This window comes from Agrobacterium genomosp. 13 str. CFBP 6927, from assembly GCA_900012615.1.
GTDB lineage: Bacteria > Pseudomonadota > Alphaproteobacteria > Rhizobiales > Rhizobiaceae > Agrobacterium.
In genome coordinates, this window is sequence record LT009757.1 from 338,655 (window position 1) to 355,316 (window position 16,662).

General features: G+C 59.2%; 16 protein-coding genes and 1 riboswitch. Of the genes, 12 read left to right on the forward strand and 4 right to left on the reverse strand.

What is annotated here, in order from left to right; all coding sequences use genetic code 11:
* Nucleotides 1–73: 73 nt before the first annotated feature.
* Genes AGR13A_RS15840 through AGR13A_RS15850 form a run of 3 tightly spaced genes read right to left on the reverse strand, consistent with a single transcriptional unit; the run spans nucleotide 74 to nucleotide 2,648 of the window.
* On the reverse strand, nucleotides 74–598 hold the full coding sequence (locus AGR13A_RS15840) for a flavin reductase family protein (protein ID WP_035220833.1): 525 nt from the start codon (nucleotides 596–598) through the stop codon (nucleotides 74–76).
* On the reverse strand, nucleotides 598–1,491 hold the full coding sequence (locus tag AGR13A_RS15845; RefSeq protein WP_080837392.1) for an aldo/keto reductase: 894 nt from the start codon (nucleotides 1,489–1,491) through the stop codon (nucleotides 598–600). The genes AGR13A_RS15840 and AGR13A_RS15845 overlap by 1 nt, the downstream gene beginning before the upstream one ends.
* The gene (locus tag AGR13A_RS15850) at nucleotides 1,491–2,648 is read right to left on the reverse strand and encodes an LLM class flavin-dependent oxidoreductase (RefSeq protein WP_080837395.1); all 1,158 of its coding nucleotides are present in this window, start codon (nucleotides 2,646–2,648) and stop codon (nucleotides 1,491–1,493) included. Before AGR13A_RS15850 ends, AGR13A_RS15845 begins: the two co-directional genes overlap by 1 nt.
* A gap of 100 nt (nucleotides 2,649–2,748) precedes the next feature.
* On the opposite strand from AGR13A_RS15850, the gene AGR13A_RS15855 reads away from it, so the two are divergent.
* From AGR13A_RS15855 to thiD, 12 genes are all read left to right on the forward strand, one after another.
* A complete protein-coding gene (locus AGR13A_RS15855; protein WP_080837398.1) occupies nucleotides 2,749–3,453 on the forward strand; it encodes a GntR family transcriptional regulator in 705 nt (234 codons plus the stop codon).
* Nucleotides 3,454–3,787: 334 nt separating this feature from the next.
* Entirely contained in the window at nucleotides 3,788–4,864 is a 1,077-nt protein-coding gene (locus AGR13A_RS15860) for an ABC transporter ATP-binding protein (protein WP_080837399.1), read from the forward strand.
* 52 nt (nucleotides 4,865–4,916) lie between these two features.
* Nucleotides 4,917–6,167 (forward strand): ABC transporter substrate-binding protein, encoded by a 1,251-nt coding sequence (locus AGR13A_RS15865; protein ID WP_080837402.1) that lies wholly within the window; start codon nucleotides 4,917–4,919, stop codon nucleotides 6,165–6,167.
* 174 nt (nucleotides 6,168–6,341) lie between these two features.
* Nucleotides 6,342–7,253 carry a carbohydrate ABC transporter permease gene (locus AGR13A_RS15870; RefSeq protein WP_167377564.1) on the forward strand — a complete coding sequence of 304 codons (912 nt, stop codon included), beginning with the start codon at nucleotides 6,342–6,344 and terminating at the stop codon, nucleotides 7,251–7,253.
* A 4-nt stretch (nucleotides 7,254–7,257) separates the two neighbouring features.
* On the forward strand, nucleotides 7,258–8,112 hold the full coding sequence (locus AGR13A_RS15875; RefSeq protein ID WP_035220846.1) for a carbohydrate ABC transporter permease: 855 nt from the start codon (nucleotides 7,258–7,260) through the stop codon (nucleotides 8,110–8,112).
* A 12-nt stretch (nucleotides 8,113–8,124) separates the two neighbouring features.
* Nucleotides 8,125–10,116, forward strand: a complete 1,992-nt coding sequence (locus AGR13A_RS15880; RefSeq protein WP_080837404.1) for an alpha-glucosidase — start codon at nucleotides 8,125–8,127, stop codon at nucleotides 10,114–10,116.
* 257 nt (nucleotides 10,117–10,373) lie between these two features.
* Complete coding sequence (locus tag AGR13A_RS15885; protein WP_080837408.1) at nucleotides 10,374–11,426, forward strand: type I restriction endonuclease; 1,053 nt, start codon at nucleotides 10,374–10,376, stop codon at nucleotides 11,424–11,426.
* Between the two features lie 327 nt (nucleotides 11,427–11,753).
* Nucleotides 11,754–11,856: riboswitch (TPP riboswitch) on the forward strand.
* Nucleotides 11,857–11,980: 124 nt separating this feature from the next.
* Complete coding sequence (locus AGR13A_RS15890) at nucleotides 11,981–12,766, forward strand: ABC transporter permease (protein WP_080837411.1); 786 nt, start codon at nucleotides 11,981–11,983, stop codon at nucleotides 12,764–12,766.
* Nucleotides 12,763–13,713: an ABC transporter substrate-binding protein gene (locus AGR13A_RS15895; RefSeq protein WP_167377565.1), complete on the forward strand. Its 951-nt coding sequence runs from the start codon at nucleotides 12,763–12,765 to the stop codon at nucleotides 13,711–13,713. Before AGR13A_RS15890 ends, AGR13A_RS15895 begins: the two co-directional genes overlap by 4 nt.
* Entirely contained in the window at nucleotides 13,710–14,450 is a 741-nt protein-coding gene (locus tag AGR13A_RS15900) for a hydroxyethylthiazole kinase (RefSeq protein WP_080837414.1), read from the forward strand. The genes AGR13A_RS15895 and AGR13A_RS15900 overlap by 4 nt, the downstream gene beginning before the upstream one ends.
* A complete protein-coding gene (thiE, locus tag AGR13A_RS15905; protein ID WP_080837417.1) occupies nucleotides 14,437–15,099 on the forward strand; it encodes a thiamine phosphate synthase in 663 nt (220 codons plus the stop codon). Before AGR13A_RS15900 ends, thiE begins: the two co-directional genes overlap by 14 nt.
* On the forward strand, nucleotides 15,096–15,893 hold the full coding sequence (gene thiD / locus AGR13A_RS15910) for a bifunctional hydroxymethylpyrimidine kinase/phosphomethylpyrimidine kinase (protein ID WP_080837422.1): 798 nt from the start codon (nucleotides 15,096–15,098) through the stop codon (nucleotides 15,891–15,893). The genes thiE and thiD overlap by 4 nt, the downstream gene beginning before the upstream one ends.
* Nucleotides 15,894–16,108: 215 nt before the next feature.
* On the opposite strand, the gene AGR13A_RS15915 is transcribed toward thiD, so the two are convergent.
* A complete protein-coding gene (locus AGR13A_RS15915) occupies nucleotides 16,109–16,567 on the reverse strand; it encodes an Lrp/AsnC family transcriptional regulator (protein ID WP_003500727.1) in 459 nt (152 codons plus the stop codon).
* Between the last annotated feature and the right edge of the window lie 95 nt (nucleotides 16,568–16,662).

Below are 16,662 nucleotides of genomic sequence, written 5' to 3' on the forward strand. Positions count from 1 at the left end.
CTCCGTAATAAAAATTAGATATTTCTGTAAAATAAAATTCTTAATCAGCAGGCGGCAGCCCGCTGACATTGACCTATTGCCTCGAAAACCGGCCGAAGGCTCCGCCCGAAAAGCACAGGGGATCTCCGTCGCGATGGGCTGCGCGCAGCACTTCGCCAACGATGATGGTGTGGTCACCCGCATCATGGGCGGCAGCCTGCCGGCATTCGAAACGGGCGAGCGTGCCGGGAATGACCGGAACGCCCTCGTCATTCATCTCCCAGTCCAGGTCATCAAAGGCGCGGCCGTTCCGCGTAAACCGGGCACTCAGCACATCCTGATCCGCGCTCAGCACGTGGATGGCGAAATGGGTTGCACCGCTGAAGGCCGGATATCGCGATGAATTTTTGGCGGGCGACCACAATACCAGCGGCGGATCGAGCGACACCGAGGCGAAGCTGTTGACCGTCATGCCGATCGGCCCTTCCGGCGTCGTTGCCGTCACCACCGTGACACCGGTGGTGAAAGCGCCAAGCGCATTGCGAAAGCTGCGGCTGTTTTCGCCGCCGGGAACAAAAACATGCTCATTGGGCATTTTGATCGCCTCTGCGATTGTCATCACGGCACCTCGCTTCCGATTGCAAGTGTGTAAAGTTCAAACCACGTCTGGCGGTCGATCGTGACGCTGAGGGCGTCAGCCGCCGTCTTAATGCGCTGAATATTGTTGGTGCCAAGCACCGGTACGATCTTTGCCGGATGCCGCAGCAGCCAGGCGATTGCCACGGCCGTCGCATCGACGCCCTGTTCCTTGCCGATGCGCTGCAGGGCAGCCATGGTGGCTCCATGAGCGCCGGAGAACAGCGAGCCGCCGCCAAGCGGCGACCATGCCATCGGCGAAACGCGCTTTTCCTGCAGAAAGGCGAGATCACCATTGGTGAAGCTATCCGTGGCGAGAAGGCTCATTTCGATCTGGTTCGTGACGAGCCTGCTATTCATGGCCGATTGCAGCAGGGAGAAATCCCACGGGCGGAAGTTGGACACGCCAACGGCCTTGACCTTGCCTGCCGCGACCAGCGCGTCGAGCGCCCTGCCTGTTTCCTCAGCATCGATCAGCGGATCGGGGCGGTGAATGAGGAGGAGATCAACATGGTCCGTTCCCATATCGCGAAGCGATGCCTCGACGGAAGCGTTGATGTGACCAGCCGTCGTGTCATAGTGCTTGACGCGGGCGGCGGAGTGACGGCCGGCCGGTGCGACGATGCCGCATTTCGTGACGATCTCGATCTTGTCGCGCAGACCAGGTGCTGCCTTCAGGCCCGCCCCCAGAATGGCCTCCGCCGTGTATCCGCCGTAAATGTCGGCCTGATCCATGGTGGTAATGCCCTGTGCGAGGCAGGCTTCGATCTTTGCCTGCACATGGGCGGGCGAGGTGTCCGTGTCATCGCCGATGCGCCACATGCCATAGACGATGCGGCTGAGTTCCAGGTTTTCAGAAAGAGCGATACGTTCCATCAGTGGCGTTCCCCATTGCCGAGCGGCGTGGCAGGTGTTTCAGAAGGCACCCGGCCGTAAGCATGCGGCAGGGAGCAGGTTTTCATCTGCGGCAGAACCTTGGTGCCGAAGTGCTCCGCCTCATCCAGATGCGGATAACCGGAAAGAATGAAGGCACGAATGCCCATCTTCTGGTACTCCTCCAGCGCCGAAAGAACCCTGTCGGTCGAACCGACCAGCGCAGCACCACAGCCCGAGCGTGCCCGGCCGATGCCGGTCCACAGATTGGGTTCGACATAACCGAACTTGTCGGCGAGTTCGCGGGCACGCGCCTGATGCGACACGCCGAGCGAGCCGCTGTCATGCGCGCGGTTGCGGATCAGTTGCCCATATTCGTCATCGAGCTTCGAAACAAGATGCTCGGCATATTCTCGCGCTTCCTTTTCGGTATCGCGCACCACCATATGCACACGCAGGCCGTAATCCAGCGTGCGGCCATGGGCGGCGGCGCGTTCATTGGCGGCACGCATGCGCTCGGCCAATTGATCCCTGGTCTCCGGCCACATCAGATAGACGTCGCATTGCGCGCCACAGAGTTCCAGCGCATCCGGCGAATAACCGCCGAAATAAAGCAGCGGCCCGCCATTCTGCTGGTAAGGCCGCGCCGGCTCGGTCGATACACCCTTGAACTGGTAAATCTCGCCGTCATGGTCGATCGTGTCGCGCGTCCAGGCCTGGCGCAATATCTGCACAACCTCATGGCTCCGCTTGTAACGAAACGCACTATCGGCCACTTCACCGGGAAAATCGGAACTGATGACGTTGAGCGTCAGGCGGCCCTTCAGCATGTGGTCGAGCGTCGCCACCGTGCGCGCCAGCATGATCGGCTGCATCTCGCCGCAGCGGATGGCGGCGAGGAAATTGATGCGGTCACTGATCGGCGCGCAACCGGCGACAAAGCTCAGCGTATCCTGCCCGACCTGATAGGATGAGGGGCAGAGGATGTTGCGGAAACCGAGTTCCTCGGCCTTTTTGACGATGTCGGAGCAATGGTCGAAACTGGAGCGCAGGGCGCCATCCGGCACGCCAAGATAGGCGTAATCATCGGAGCACAAAGCGGAAAACCAGGAGACCTCGGCAGCATCGAGATCAGCGGATGTAACGGGTACGACGGTCATGCAATTCCTCCTCAGGGCCGCTCTCGTTTTTCTTGCATAACATCAAGAAATATGTAAATCAATGATGTATCAATTTTTGTTTCGGGGAGGAAATAGCATCATGAAACACACTGGCGGCAGCCTGCCCATGTATCTGCAGATCGCCGAAATGCTGGTGCGCGAGGTGGCGGCGGGCCGGCTGATCGACGGCGAAAAGCTGGCGCCGGAGCGGGATATGGCCGCCGAGCTCGGCATTGCCGTCGGCACGCTTCGCAAGTCACTTGCGGAATTGCAGGAGCGTGGCCTGCTGGAGCGCGTGCAGGGTTCGGGCAATTACATCCGTGCCGTCAGCGACCCGCAAAGCGTTTACGCCTTTTTCCGCCTTGAAATGATCGAGGGCGGCGGCCTGCCGACGGCGGAGGTTCTGGATGTGGCGCGGCTTACCAAACCTGCCAACCTGCCCGCTTTCGGCACATCGGCTGAAGGACATCGCATTCGCCGCCTGCGACGTATTGCCGGAAAACCGGCGGCCATCGAGGAAATCTGGCTCGACGGCTCCTATGTCGACACGATCGCCATCGAGAACATGTCGGAATCCCTTTATCTTTATTATCGCACCCGTCTCAACCTCTGGATATCGAAGGCGGAAGACCGCATCGATCTGGGTGAAGTGCCCGAATGGACGCCCGAGGTCTTCGGCCAGAAACCCGGCGCGCCGGTGCCGCGGGTGCTCCGCCTCAGCCAGGCGCAGGATGGCGCTGTGGCCGAAGTCTCATGGACCTGGTTCGACCATACGGTCGCCCGATATGTTTCGCGTATACGTTGAGATCGACCAGATTTCGCGTGATCCACATGGATGGACGAATTTGACCGGAGACAAGGAAGCGACGACCTGCGCAACCGGGGATTTCGCGGTTATATTTCTTTGAATCAATGGCTTAGTAGTTTTTGATTTCTGTCAGAAATAAAATTGATACACTATTGATTTCCTTTTTGTGAAAGGTAATATCACGAAACTAGGGAGACAGGCGTGAGCCATCCCACGGTATCGCCGGACAATCGGAATAGATTTTCGAAGATGCGATGCGTGGAACTTGAAGGTTGGTGCCGGCTTTTGCGTCCATCCAAATTCTGGACGTGCCGGTCGTGAGGAGGAAAATATGGCTTCGGTCAGCCTGCGCAAGCTGGACAAGAGTTACGGTGCCCTGCGCATCGTCAAGGGCATAGACCTTGAAATCAACGACGGCGAATTCGTGGTGTTCGTCGGCCCTTCCGGCTGCGGCAAATCCACGACGCTGCGCATGGTCGCCGGGCTTGAAAGCATTACCGGCGGCGAAGTGTGGATCGGTGACCGCGTCGTCAACCGGCTGCCGCCGCGTGAGCGTGACATCGCCATGGTGTTTCAGGACTATGCGCTTTATCCGCACAAAACCGTGCGTGAAAACATGGGTTTCAGCCTGAAGGTGCGTGGCGTGAGCGCCTCGCAGGCCAATGCCAGCATCGATGAGGCGGCAAAGATGCTCGGCATCGAGCATCTGCTCGACCGACGGCCCGGCCAGCTTTCCGGCGGCCAGCGCCAGCGTGTGGCCATGGGCCGCGCCATCGTGCGCCGCCCGCAGGTGTTCCTGTTCGACGAGCCGCTTTCCAACCTCGACGCCAAACTCCGCGGACAGGTGCGCACGGAAATCAAGCGGCTGCACCAGCAGCTCGGCACGACCATCATCTACGTTACCCATGACCAGGTGGAGGCCATGACACTGGCCGACCGCATCGTCATCCTGCGTGGCGGCGATATCGAGCAGGTCGGCACGCCGGACGAGGTCTATAACCGTCCGGAAAGCGTCTTTGTCGGCGGCTTCGTCGGTGCACCCGCCATGAATTTCGCCCGCGCAAAGGTAAACGGCGACCGGCTGACATTTTCCGATGGCAATTCCCTGCCGATGGCGGCCATCCGGCCAGCCCGCGAAACGGGCCTCGAAGGGCGCGACGTCATTGTCGGCATTCGCCCGGAACATTTCGGCCCCGCCGAGGGCTTCGATACGCAGCTTGCGGTCAAGGTGCAGGTGGTGGAACCGCTCGGCTCGGATACGCTCGTCCATTTCAGCCTCGGCGATGCGGCGTTGACTGCGAGAATGCCGCCGCAACTGCGGCCGGCGCCGAACGAGGAGCTGAAGATCGGTCTCGATCCGTCCAAGGTCCATCTTTTCGACGCCGCGACGGAGCGCTCTATCCACTGATTGCCGGGCGAAGAAACGCTGCGGCCAACAGGTTTAATAACGGGAGGAACACATGACATTTAAAACCATCAGGGGCAAAGCCCTCATGGGTGCTGCGCTCTGCGCAACCATGCTCACCTTTTCGGGACAGGCCTTTGCCGATGCCGAACTGAAAATCTTCGTTTCCAGCCAGCATCAGCCGGACGTCTGGCGCAAGGCGCTCGATCAATATGAGGCGAAGACGCCGGGCGTGAAGGTTGTCATCGAGACCGGCGGCAACACCTCGGAAATGCAGGCGCAATATCTCAATACCGTGATGTCGGCGAAGGATTCCAGCCTCGACGTGCTGATGCTCGACGTCATCCGTCCGGCGCAATTCGCCACCGCCGGCTGGACCAGCGATTTCTCCGGCAAGGACATGTCCGCCTATCTGCCGACCTATGCCGAAGCCAACACCGTTGACGGCAAGATCGTGGCATTGCCTGCCTTCGCCGACTCCATGTTCCTTTATTACCGCAAGGACCTGCTGGACAAATACGGCATTCAGCCGCCAACCACCTGGGACGAGCTGAAGGAAGCATCCAAGAAGGTGATGGAGGGTGAAAAGAACCCGGAGCTTCAGGGCCTGTCCTTCCAGGGCAAGGCGATCGAAGGCGCGGTCTGCACCTTCCTCCTGCCCTATTGGAGCGAAGGCAAGTCGCTGGTTGAGAACGGCAAGCTGAATTTCGATAATCAGGCGGCCGTGGATTCGCTGAAGCTCTGGAAGAGCTTTGTCGATGAAGGTATTTCCAAAAAGAACATTTCCGAAGTCGCGACCGACGATACCCGCAAGGAATTCCAGGCCGGCAAGGTTCTCTTCGCCGTCAACTGGTCCTACGCCTGGACGCATTTCCAGGGCAAGGAATCGCAGGTGAACGACAAGGTCGGCGTCGCCCGCCTGCCGGCCGTCAAGGGCGGCGAGCAGACAACCTGCCTCGGCGGCTGGGAATTCGGCGTTTCCGCCTATTCCAAGCAGCAGGATGAAGCCAAGAAGCTGGTGGAATATCTCTCCGGTCAGGATGTCTCGAAGTTCATGGCCATCAACGCCACGCTGCTGCCGACCTATGCCGCGCTTTACAAGGATGCCGACGTGACCAAGGCAATCCCCTGGTTCGCCGATGCCCTGCCCGTGGTTGAAACCGCCAAGGCCCGTCCCGTGACGCCGCGTTACAACGAGGTCAGCGAGACGATCCGCACCACCGTCAACGGCGTACTTGCCGGCGTCATGACGCCGGAGGACGGCGCAAAGCAGATGGAAAGCCGTCTGCGGCGCGTTTTGCGCTAAGTTTCCAGGCCGGAAAGCGACATGGTTTCATGCCCTTTCCGGCTGCTTCGACGGACAGGAATAAACGCGCCCGAACGGCGCGACAGACGGACCGGATAAGAACCGGCCCGATCGGGAGACGATGACGTGAATCCAGTTGCGGGAGTGGCAGACGTGACAATGCCGGAAAGAACCATGGTTCGGGTGGACGAAAAGCAGCTACCGCGCTGGACGCGGTGGCTCGATCTCGGCGACCGGTCGCTTGCCGTGCTTCTGCTGGCGCCTGCCGCCATTCTTCTGTCGCTCATCATCGTCTATCCGGTGGCGCGGCTCGTTTATACCTCGTTTTTTAGCCTGTCGCTGACCTCTGGCCTGCCGGCGGAATTCATCGGGTTTGAAAACTACACGGCGATGTTCGATGACCCGATCTTCTGGGAAACGACCTGGAACACGGTTCTGATAACGCTGATTACCGTGCCTGGCGCGCTGTTCATGGGTCTCGGCCTCGCGCTGCTCGCCAACATGCCCTTTTCCATGCAATGGCCGATGCGCCTGTCGCTGCTCATCCCCTGGGCGCTGCCGCTCTCCTTTGCCGGCCTGATCTTTGCGTGGTTCTTCCATTACGAGTATGGCGTGGTCAACGATGTGCTGAACCGGCTGGGCTTTGAAGGCGTCATCTGGTTCAACTCTCCCAACTGGGCGTTTGCGGCCATCTGCCTGACGATCATCTGGAAGACATCCTCCTTCATGGCGCTGATGATCCTTGCCGGCCTGCAGACCATTCCCCGCTCGCTCTACGAGGCGGCGGATGTGGATGGCGCCGGTAAAATCCGGCAGTTCTTCGAAATCACCCTGCCGCTTCTCAAGCCCTCGATCGTCGTCGCGCTCATCTTCCGCACGATCACGGCACTGCAGACCTTTGATATTCCTTACATGATGACCGGCGGCGGCCCCGGCACATCCACCACGACGCTTGCCATGTATATCCACCAGAACACCGTTTCCTTCCTCGATCTCGGTTACGGTTCGGCGCTCGCTGTCATGATGTTTGCGCTCTCCATGTGCGTTACCGCCGTTTATCTCCGCATCATCAGAACGAAGGACTGATCCCATGAGCACCGTTGCAAATTCCGGTCTGTCCTCGTTCTTTTCCGGCAAACCGCTGCGCTTCATCGCGGCCTCCATCCTTCTGGTCAACGGCCTGTTTCCGGCAATCTGGATCCTCTTTACCTCGCTGAAGACCGAAGCGGAACTGACGGCGAAGCCGATCACCTGGTTTCCGCACGCGCCGACGCTGGCCAATTACATGCAGGCCTTTTCCGACCAGCCGCTGCACCTCTTCCTGTTCAACAGCTTCATGGTGGCGCTGCTTTCCACCGCGCTCACCATCCTGATTTCGGTGCTGGCGGCTTACGCGCTGGCGCGGCTGAACCTGAAGTACCGGGCGCTGATCCTCTCGCTGATCATCGCCGTCTCCACCTTCCCGCTGGTGACGCTTCTGGTGCCGCTGTTCGAAATCATGCGGGCGCTGAACCTGCTCAACAGCTGGACGGCGCTTATCCTGCCTTACACTGTGCTTTCGCTACCGGTCTGCACCTTGATGCTGGTCTCCTTCTTCGAAAGCATCCCGCGCGATCTCGAAAACGCCGCCATGATCGATGGCTGCACCCGCATCGGCGCGCTGTTCAAGGTGGTCGTGCCGCTCTGCGCGCCGGGCGTTTTCACCGCCGGTATTCTCGCCTTCGTGAATGCCTGGGATGAATTCCTGCTGGCGCTTTCCTTCAATTCCAATCCGGCCCTTCGCACCCTGCCCGTCGGCATCCAGTTGTATCAGGGCGAGTTCGCCTTTCCCTGGCCGGTCATTTCGGCGGCACTGGTGGTTGGTATCGTGCCGGTCGCGATCCTGATCGTCATCTTTCAGGAACGGGTTGTCTCCGGCCTCACCGCCGGCGGTCTCAAGGGCTAAACAGGTACAGTCATGCATTTCGAAAAGACCAGAGACGGCTTCACGCTCGCCATCGGCGGCCGCACCATCCTTTCCCATTCCCCAGAAAACCCGGCCTTCTTCGCCGGTTTCGGCAAGGAGCGGATGGACATGTATCGCGGCAATTTCGATATCGAAGACTATGTCATCGAGCGAACTGCCCTGCGCCATGCCGAGTTGAATGGCAGCAGCGTTACGCTGTCTTCCCGACCCGGACAGGCCCCGCGCCTTCGCCTGACGCTTGACGGCAATGCGATCCGGCTCACCGCGCTGGATGAGACCATCAACCGCCTCTGGCTGCGCGTTGTCGCGGAAACGGATGAGCACGTCTGGGGCGGCGGCGAGCAGATGTCCTATTTCGACATGCGCGGCCGGCATTTCCCGCTCTGGACCTCCGAGCCGGGGGTCGGTCGCGACAAGACCACCGAGATCACCTTCAAATCCGATGTCGGCGGCAAGGCAGGCGGTGATTATTACAACACCAACTATCCGCAGCCGACCTATCTATCGTCGCGCAGATATGCGCTGCATGTGGAAACGACCGCCTATTCCGTCTTCGATTTCCGCAACGGCGATTTCCACGAAATCGAGACATGGGCGATCCCCGAAAGGATCGAGTTTTTCACCGGCAACGCTTTTACCGACATCGTTTCCGCCCTCTCCCTGCGCTTCGGGCGTCAGCCGGAACTGCCGGATTGGATCTATAATGGCGCGATCATCGGATTAAAGGACGGCGTCAACTCCTTTGCCCGGCTGGAGAAAATTCGCGCAGCCGGCACGAAGGTTTCCGGCCTGTGGTGCGAAGACTGGGTCGGCCTTCGCCAGACATCCTTCGGCGCACGCCTGTTCTGGGACTGGCAGGCCAATGAAACGCGCTATCCGCATCTGCGCCAAAAGATCGCCGAACTTGCCGATCAGGGCATTCGCTTTCTGGGTTACGTCAACCCCTATCTCTGCGTCGACGGCCCACTCTTTCCGGTTGCCGAAGAAGCCGGCTATTTCGCCACCGGTGCGGACGGCAAGACGGCGCTGGTGGATTTCGGCGAATTCGACTGCGGCGTGGTCGACTTCACCAATCCGGCCGCCGCCGACTGGTTTGCCGAAGAGATCATCGGCAAAAACATGCTGGATTTCGGCCTTTCCGGCTGGATGGCGGATTTCGGCGAATATCTGCCGATCGACATCAACCTCTCCAACGGTGTCGATGCCAAGCTGATGCACAATGCCTGGCCCACACTCTGGGCGGAAGTCAATGCGAAGGGTGTCGAAAGCCGGGGCAAGACGGGCGAAGCACTGTTCTTCATGCGGGCGGGCTTTACCGGTGTACAGGCCCATTGCCCACTGATCTGGGGCGGTGACCAGTCGGTCGATTTTTCCCGCCATGATGGCCTCGTCACCGTCATCTGCGGTGCACTCTCCTCCGGCCTCATGGGCAATGCCTATCACCATTCCGATATTGGCGGTTACACCAGCCTGTTCGGCAATGTGAGAACCGCGGAACTCATCATGCGCTGGGCAGAAATGGCGGCCTTCACCCCCGTCATGCGCACGCATGAGGGCAACCGCCCGCGCGACAATCTCCAGATCGATCAGGATGAGGCGGTTCTTGCCCATTTCGCCCGCATGACGAGGATCTATACAGCACTTGCTCCCTATCTGAAATCGCTCTCCACCGAGGCGGCCAGGACCGGTCTGCCGGTGCAGCGGCCTCTCTTCCTGCATTTCGAGGATGACCGGCAGACCTACGCCATTCAGGACAGCTATCTCTATGGAGCGGACCTGCTCGTCGCACCGATCTGGAAAGCAGAGGAAACGCAACGCACGCTCCACCTTCCAGGCGATGTGGAATGGGTTCACCTGTGGAGCGGCGCCGTTCATTCTGGCGGGCGCGAGATTACCGTGGAAGCACCGCTTGGCCAGCCGGCAGTCTTTTACCGCGCCGATAGCAGCCATCGTCAGCTATTTGAACAGCTTCGCGCCATCTGAGTCGTTGACAACCAGCTATGAATTCATTGAGTCTTGAGCGTTGTTATGTGTGACGCGGCTCAATCTGGATTGCAAAATGATTGATGCGCATAAAGAGGCATGCAGACCCTGATCGGGCAGCGTTAAAATTATCCGGCTGCGCCGCCATTTCTTTCCCCCACTATTAAGCAAATCATCGAATTGATCACAATCCCAGATTGACGGAATCGAAGTGTTCAGCAACTCTACTTTGATTATAGCTCGGCAGGGGGGAATAGATGAGCACGATAGAAGAGAGCTTGCGCGCAATCGCTGAGCGCGTGAAATCACATTCCAGCACCATGGCAACCGAGGAGGCTGTCAAAACGGCGGTCGTCCTCCCATTCCTGCGTTCACTCGGCTACGACGTGTTCGATCCTTCCGAAGTCGTTCCGGAGTTCACTGCCGACGCTGTTGGCAAAAAAGGAGAAAAGGTCGATTACGCGATCAAGATAGAAAACGAAGTTCGTATCCTGATAGAGTGTAAGCCAATTTCAGTGGCTTTGGATAAGAAGCATCTCGATCAGCTTTATCGCTACTTCAGCGTAACGAACGCAAAGTTTGCCATCCTGACCAATGGTCGAACTTTCAACTTCTATACCGATCTCGAGGCACCCAACAAACTGGATGCGCGTCCGTTTTTTGTGTTCGATGTGACGGATTTCAATTCCGGCATCGTAAATGAATTGCGTAAGTTCGAGAAATCGTCATTCGACGTGGAGGCAATTCTCGCCACAGCTGAGCGCCTTAAATACACGTCCGGCATAAAGCAGGTCATTTCGAAGCTTATCGAAGAACCGACGGAGGAATTTGTACGCATTGCCTCTACGGGCGTCTACGATGGCCGTATGACCGCGCAGGTTCGTGAAATGCTGACGGGCGTCGTTCGAACTGCTTTTCGTGAAGTTATAATGGACACAGTCAAAAGCCGTCTTTCAAGCGCCTTAGCAGACACCGAAGAGGTGATTGAAAAGATTGACGCTCCCGTGGAAGACGAGCCCGAAATCGTCACGACAGAGGAAGAGCGGGAGGGCTACATGATCGTCAAGGCGATTGTGAGGGATACAATCAGCCCCGCGCGGGTGGTTATGCGAGACCAGAAATCATATTGCGGTGTCCTTATAGATAACAACAATCGCAAACCGCTGACGCGCCTACATTTTAACCGGTCCATCAAATACATCGGTCTCTTCGATGGTGAGACCGAGGAGAGGCTGATCATCGACAGTCTGGATCAGATTTACGAGCACTCCGACAGGTTAAGAGCCACTGCGAAACGCTATGTCGATTGAGCCCACTCCGCTTCTAACCAGGCGAAACGCCATTTGAACGTTTTGGTAACACAGGAAATTGGTGATCTAGATTTGAATATTCGAATCTAGATCATTTCCGCGCGGCGATTTTGGTGTGTTTTAGTCTTCTCCAGATTCCCTCTGTTTAAAGTCTCTTTGAATTAACGTTGTGATGCGCGGAACCCCAAATGAAATCAGCAACTTTGGAGAAGGATTAAATGCGCGCAGTTATTAGCAGCCACATTGAAAATCCTAGTATATTCGGCTGAATTGGTGGCGTTTGTGCAGAATCGATTGACATCCTCCGAAAATACGCCTTAAAAATCAGCCTCTTCCGAGGGGAGCACCGAACGGTGCTGAGATGGCGATGAGCCGGACCCTTGAACCTGATCCGGGTCATGCCGGCGTAGGAACGGAACTGTCGCGCCGAGAGGCGCTGCCCTTTCTCTTCTCCGCTTTGCCTGATCTCCGAGATTGTCACATCTGGAGACGAATGATGATGCTGAAACCTTCCGCCCTTCGCACACGGTGCGTCTGCGTCTGAGGTCCGGCTCATGCGTGCTACCCATGCGCTGAACGGTGTCGGTCTTCTGCTGGTTTTCTGGCAGGCGGGTACGTGGCTGTTTTCACCGCCCCGCTATATCCTGCCATCGCCCGCCGATGTTGCCGGCGCTTTCTGGCGCCAGCCCGGCTTCCTGTTCGGACAGGCACTGGTAACGCTCGGCGAAATGGCGCTCGGGCTTACGGCGGGCATCGCCGCCGGCATTCTCGTTGCCTTCACGATTGCCGCCATCCCGCGCCTCGGCCGCCTTGTCTGGCCGATGGTTCTGGTGTTGCAGGCCTTCCCGGTCTTCGTGCTCGCCCCCATCCTCGTCCTCTGGTTCGGTTTCGGCATGGCTTCGAAAGTGGTCATGACGGCAATCATCATCTTCTTCCCCGTTGCCTCCGCTTTCACTGACGGCCTCAACCGCACCGATCGCGCCATCCTCGACGCCGCCTCGCTGACTGAGGCGAGCCACTGGCAGATCCTCACCCGGTTGCGCGTGCCGCTGGCGCTGCCATCGCTCATTTCCGGCCTGAGGGTGGCGGCGCCGCTCGCCCCGCTTGGCGCCGTCATCGGCGAATGGGTGGGCGCATCGGCCGGTCTCGGGTTTGTGATGATCCAGTCCAATGCCCGCATGCAGACCGACACCATGTTCGCCGCCATGGCCATTCTCGCCATCTTGGCGGTGCTGCTGCGGCTCATCGTCGACCGGGCGACCGCCAATCTGGCCCCCTGGGCCAAGGAAACAGAACACACCATTCCTTTCAGATCTTTACGGAGACTTTCGGCACCATGAAACGAACTTTTCTTTCCCTCGTCGTCGCGGCAGCAAGCGTGCTTTCACCCATGCAATCGCATGCGGCAGACAAGCTGACCGTGTTGCTCGAATGGTTCGTGAACCCCGATCATGCGCCGATGGTGATCGCCAAGGAACGCGGCCTGTTTGCCGATGCGGGGCTCGAGGTGGAACTGGTTCCGCCCGCAGACCCCTCCGCCGTGCCGCGCCTCGTCTCGGCCAAACAGGCCGATATCGGTGTGCATTACCAACCGAACCTCTATCTCGATCACGATGCCGGCCTGCCGCTCGTGCGTTTCGGCACGCTGGTCGAGACGCCCCTCAACACCGTCACCGTTCTGGCCGATGGGCCGATCAAGAGCCTGAAGGACCTGAAGGGCAAGAAGGTCGGCTTTTCCGTTTCCGGCTTCGAGGATGCGATGCTGAAACGCATGCTGGAAAAGGACGGGCTGACGAAGGACGATGTCGAACTCATCAACGTCAACTTCTCGCTCTCGCCGTCGCTGATCGCCGGCAAGGTAGATGCCACGCTTGGCGGCTTCCGCAATTTCGAGCTGACGCAGATGAAGCTCGAGGGACATGAGGGCCGCTCCTTCTTTCCGGAGGAACACGGCGTGCCGGCTTATGACGAGCTGATCTTCGTCACCCATCGCGATCTCGCAAAAGACAGCCGCCTGCCGCGTTTCCTCTCCGCCGTGGAGCAGGCTGCGATCTTCATCACCAACCATCCGCAGGAATCCTGGCAGCTTTTCATCAAGGCCTATCCGAATCTTGACGACGCGCTGAACAAGCAGGCCTTCTTCGACACGCTGCCGCGTTTCGCCAAACGCCCGGCCGCACTCGACCGCGCGCGCTATGCCCGTTTCGGCGCTTTCATGCAGGAGATGCAGCTCATCAAGCAGGCGCCGGCGGCGGACGACATCGCCGTGGAGCTGCAGCAGCCATGACGACGATTTTCCCGACAGCGGCAAAGGCCGCCGAGATTCTGGAGCGGGTGCGGCACACGCGCCCGCGCGTGCATTGCCTGATGAACACCGTGGTGCAGAAATTCACCGCAGACGGCATCACCGTCGTTGGCGGTATCCCTTCCATGACCACCTCGCTCGAGGAAATCGAGAGCTTCGTCACCAAGGCGGATGCGCTCACCGTCAATCTCGGCACACTGGATGCCGAGCGGCGCAAGGTCATCCGGCTGGCGATCGAAATTGCCAATGCATCCGGCAAGCCATGGATCGTCGACCCCGTGCATTGCGATTATTCGCCGTCGCGCCTGGAATTCGCGCGCGAACTTATCGCACTTTCCCCGACGATCGTGCGTGGCAATCACGCCGAAATGAGCCTGATCGGCGATGTGCCTGGCGTGGTGAGGATCGAGACCGGGCCGGTCGATCATCTGCGCGATGCCACCCGCAGCGTCAGAATCGTCAACGGTCATCCGTGGATGGCGAAGGTGACCGGAACGGGGTGCCTTTCGGGCGGCGTCATCGCCGCCTTCATGGCGGTGGAAAAGGACGCACTGACGGCGGCGGCCTCTGCCCTTGCCGTCACCGGCGTTTCCGCCGAACTTGCGGCCAAGCACGCCAGAGGCCCCGGCACCTTCGAACCGGCATTTCTGGATGCGCTTTCCGAAATTTCCGGTGAGGACATCACACATCACGCGAGGATAGAGCATGAACAAGGTTGATTACCGCCTCAACGCGCTGGTCGATGCGAGCCTTGGCGATGTCGCGCCGCTGCCGGAGCTTGCTCTCGCCGCCGCGCTGAACGGCGCGACCATTTTGCAGTATCGCGACAAGCACGGCTCGACGCGCGAGATGATCGAAAACGCCCGCGCCATTCACGAGGCCATCGCCGGCACCGGCGTGCCGCTGGTCATCAACGACCGGGTGGATGTGGCGCTTGCCTCGGGCGCGGACGGGGTGCATCTCGGTGCCGACGACATGGACGCCAAAACCGCAAGGCGCATTCTCGGCGAGAAGGCGATCATCGGCCTCACCGTCAAGAACCGCCCCGATGCAGAACGGGCGGCCTCCATGCCCGTCGACTATGCCTGCATCGGCGGCGTGTTCGAAACCGTTTCCAAGGTCAATCCGGACAAGCCGGTGGGTATCGACGGTTTTACCACGCTGCGCGCCCTGCTGAAGGAGTGGAAGCCGGATATGCCGGTCGGCGCTATCGCCGGCATCGATCTTGCCCGCGTACCTTCAGTCATTGCCGCCGGCGCGAATGGTGTGGCGGTCATTTCCGCCATTTTCCGCGCGGGGGATATTGCCAGCGCGACCAAGGACTTCCGCTCCAAGATTGACGCGGCGCTGAAAGCGAGACAGCCATGACATCAATTGCATTGACCATTGCCGGTTCCGACAGCGGCGGCGGCGCGGGCATCCAGGCGGACATCAAGACCTTCTCCGCGCTTGGCGCCTATGCCGCCAGCGTCATCACCGCCATCACCGCGCAGAACACCAAAGGCGTGACGGCGGTGGAGGATATTTCAGTCGCCACCATTATCGCGCAGATGGATGCGGTTTTTTCCGATCTTACCGTCAATGCGGTGAAGATCGGCATGGTCTCGCGGATCGAAACCATCGCCGCCATCGCGGAACGGCTTCGGCGGCAATCGCAGCCGGTGGTGCTGGACCCGGTCATGGTCGCGACCTCCGGTGACAGGCTGCTGCATGAAGACGCCATCGAGACATTGCGGCGCGATTTGCTGCCGCTCGCCACCATCGTTACGCCGAACCTGCCGGAAGCGGCGCTACTGACCGGGACTTCGATGGCGAAAACGGAGACGGAGATCGCCCGCCAGGCTGAGGCGATCCTGAAGGCGGGCGCAAAAGCCGTGCTCATCAAGGGCGGCCATGGCGATGGGCCTGAGAGCACGGATTATCTGTTTGCGGACGGCGCCATGCAGGCGCTTTCCGCGGCACGTGTGGAGACGAAGAACGACCACGGCACCGGCTGCACGCTGGCGGCGGCGATTACGGCTCACCTTGCAAAGGGTCGTGAGTTGCGGGAGGCGGTTGGGCTTGCAAAGGAGTATCTGAATGGGGCGCTCGATGCCGGGCGAGGCCTTGCCGTCGGGCATGGGCGGGGCCCGGTGCATCATTTTTATCGGTGGTGGGGGTGACATCAATGCGTTGAGTGTGGGGTTTACCCCCCTCTGTCCTGCCGGACATCTCCCCCTCAAGGGGGGAGATCGACAAGTGGCTTGCTCACCGCATTGAGTAAGCCACTGTATCGATAGCAAGGCAGTTGCGAGGGAACGAGCGGTCGCCCCATCCGATCTCCCCCTTGTGGGGGAGATGTCCGGCAGGACAGAGGGGGTAGCGGCGAACTCCGATGCTACCGCGCCTTCGGCGTCGCCAACACATTCCGGATCGCAAAACTCGAATGAATGCGCGAAACCCCCGGCAGCTTCGACAGTATCTCCTTATGAATCCGCTCGAAATCCCCAGCACTTTCCGCCTCGCAGCGCAGGAAATAATCCGAACCACCCGTCATCAGATAACATTCGCGGATTTCCGGATAGCGTCGCACCGCATTTTCGAAACGGTTGAGAAAATCTTCCGTCTGGCGGTCAAGCGTGATCTGGACGATAACCGAAATCACCTCGCCGCCGGCAAGGCCGCTGGTCAGTGCCGTGTAACCGCGAATGATCCCTTCCCGTTCGAGAATATCGACCCGGCGAAGGCAGGCGGATGCGGAAAGCCCGACTTCTGCTGCCAGTTTCGCATTGCTGATGCGGGCATTGAGCCGAAGCAGGCGAATGATATGGCGGTCGGTCGCATCAAGTGACGACATAGAAGATTCCAATTGGCAAAAGAAAATTGCGTGACTGCCAATTCTATCGCATTTTCTTCGAACAATCGCCAAGAAATTCGACAATCGTTGCAATA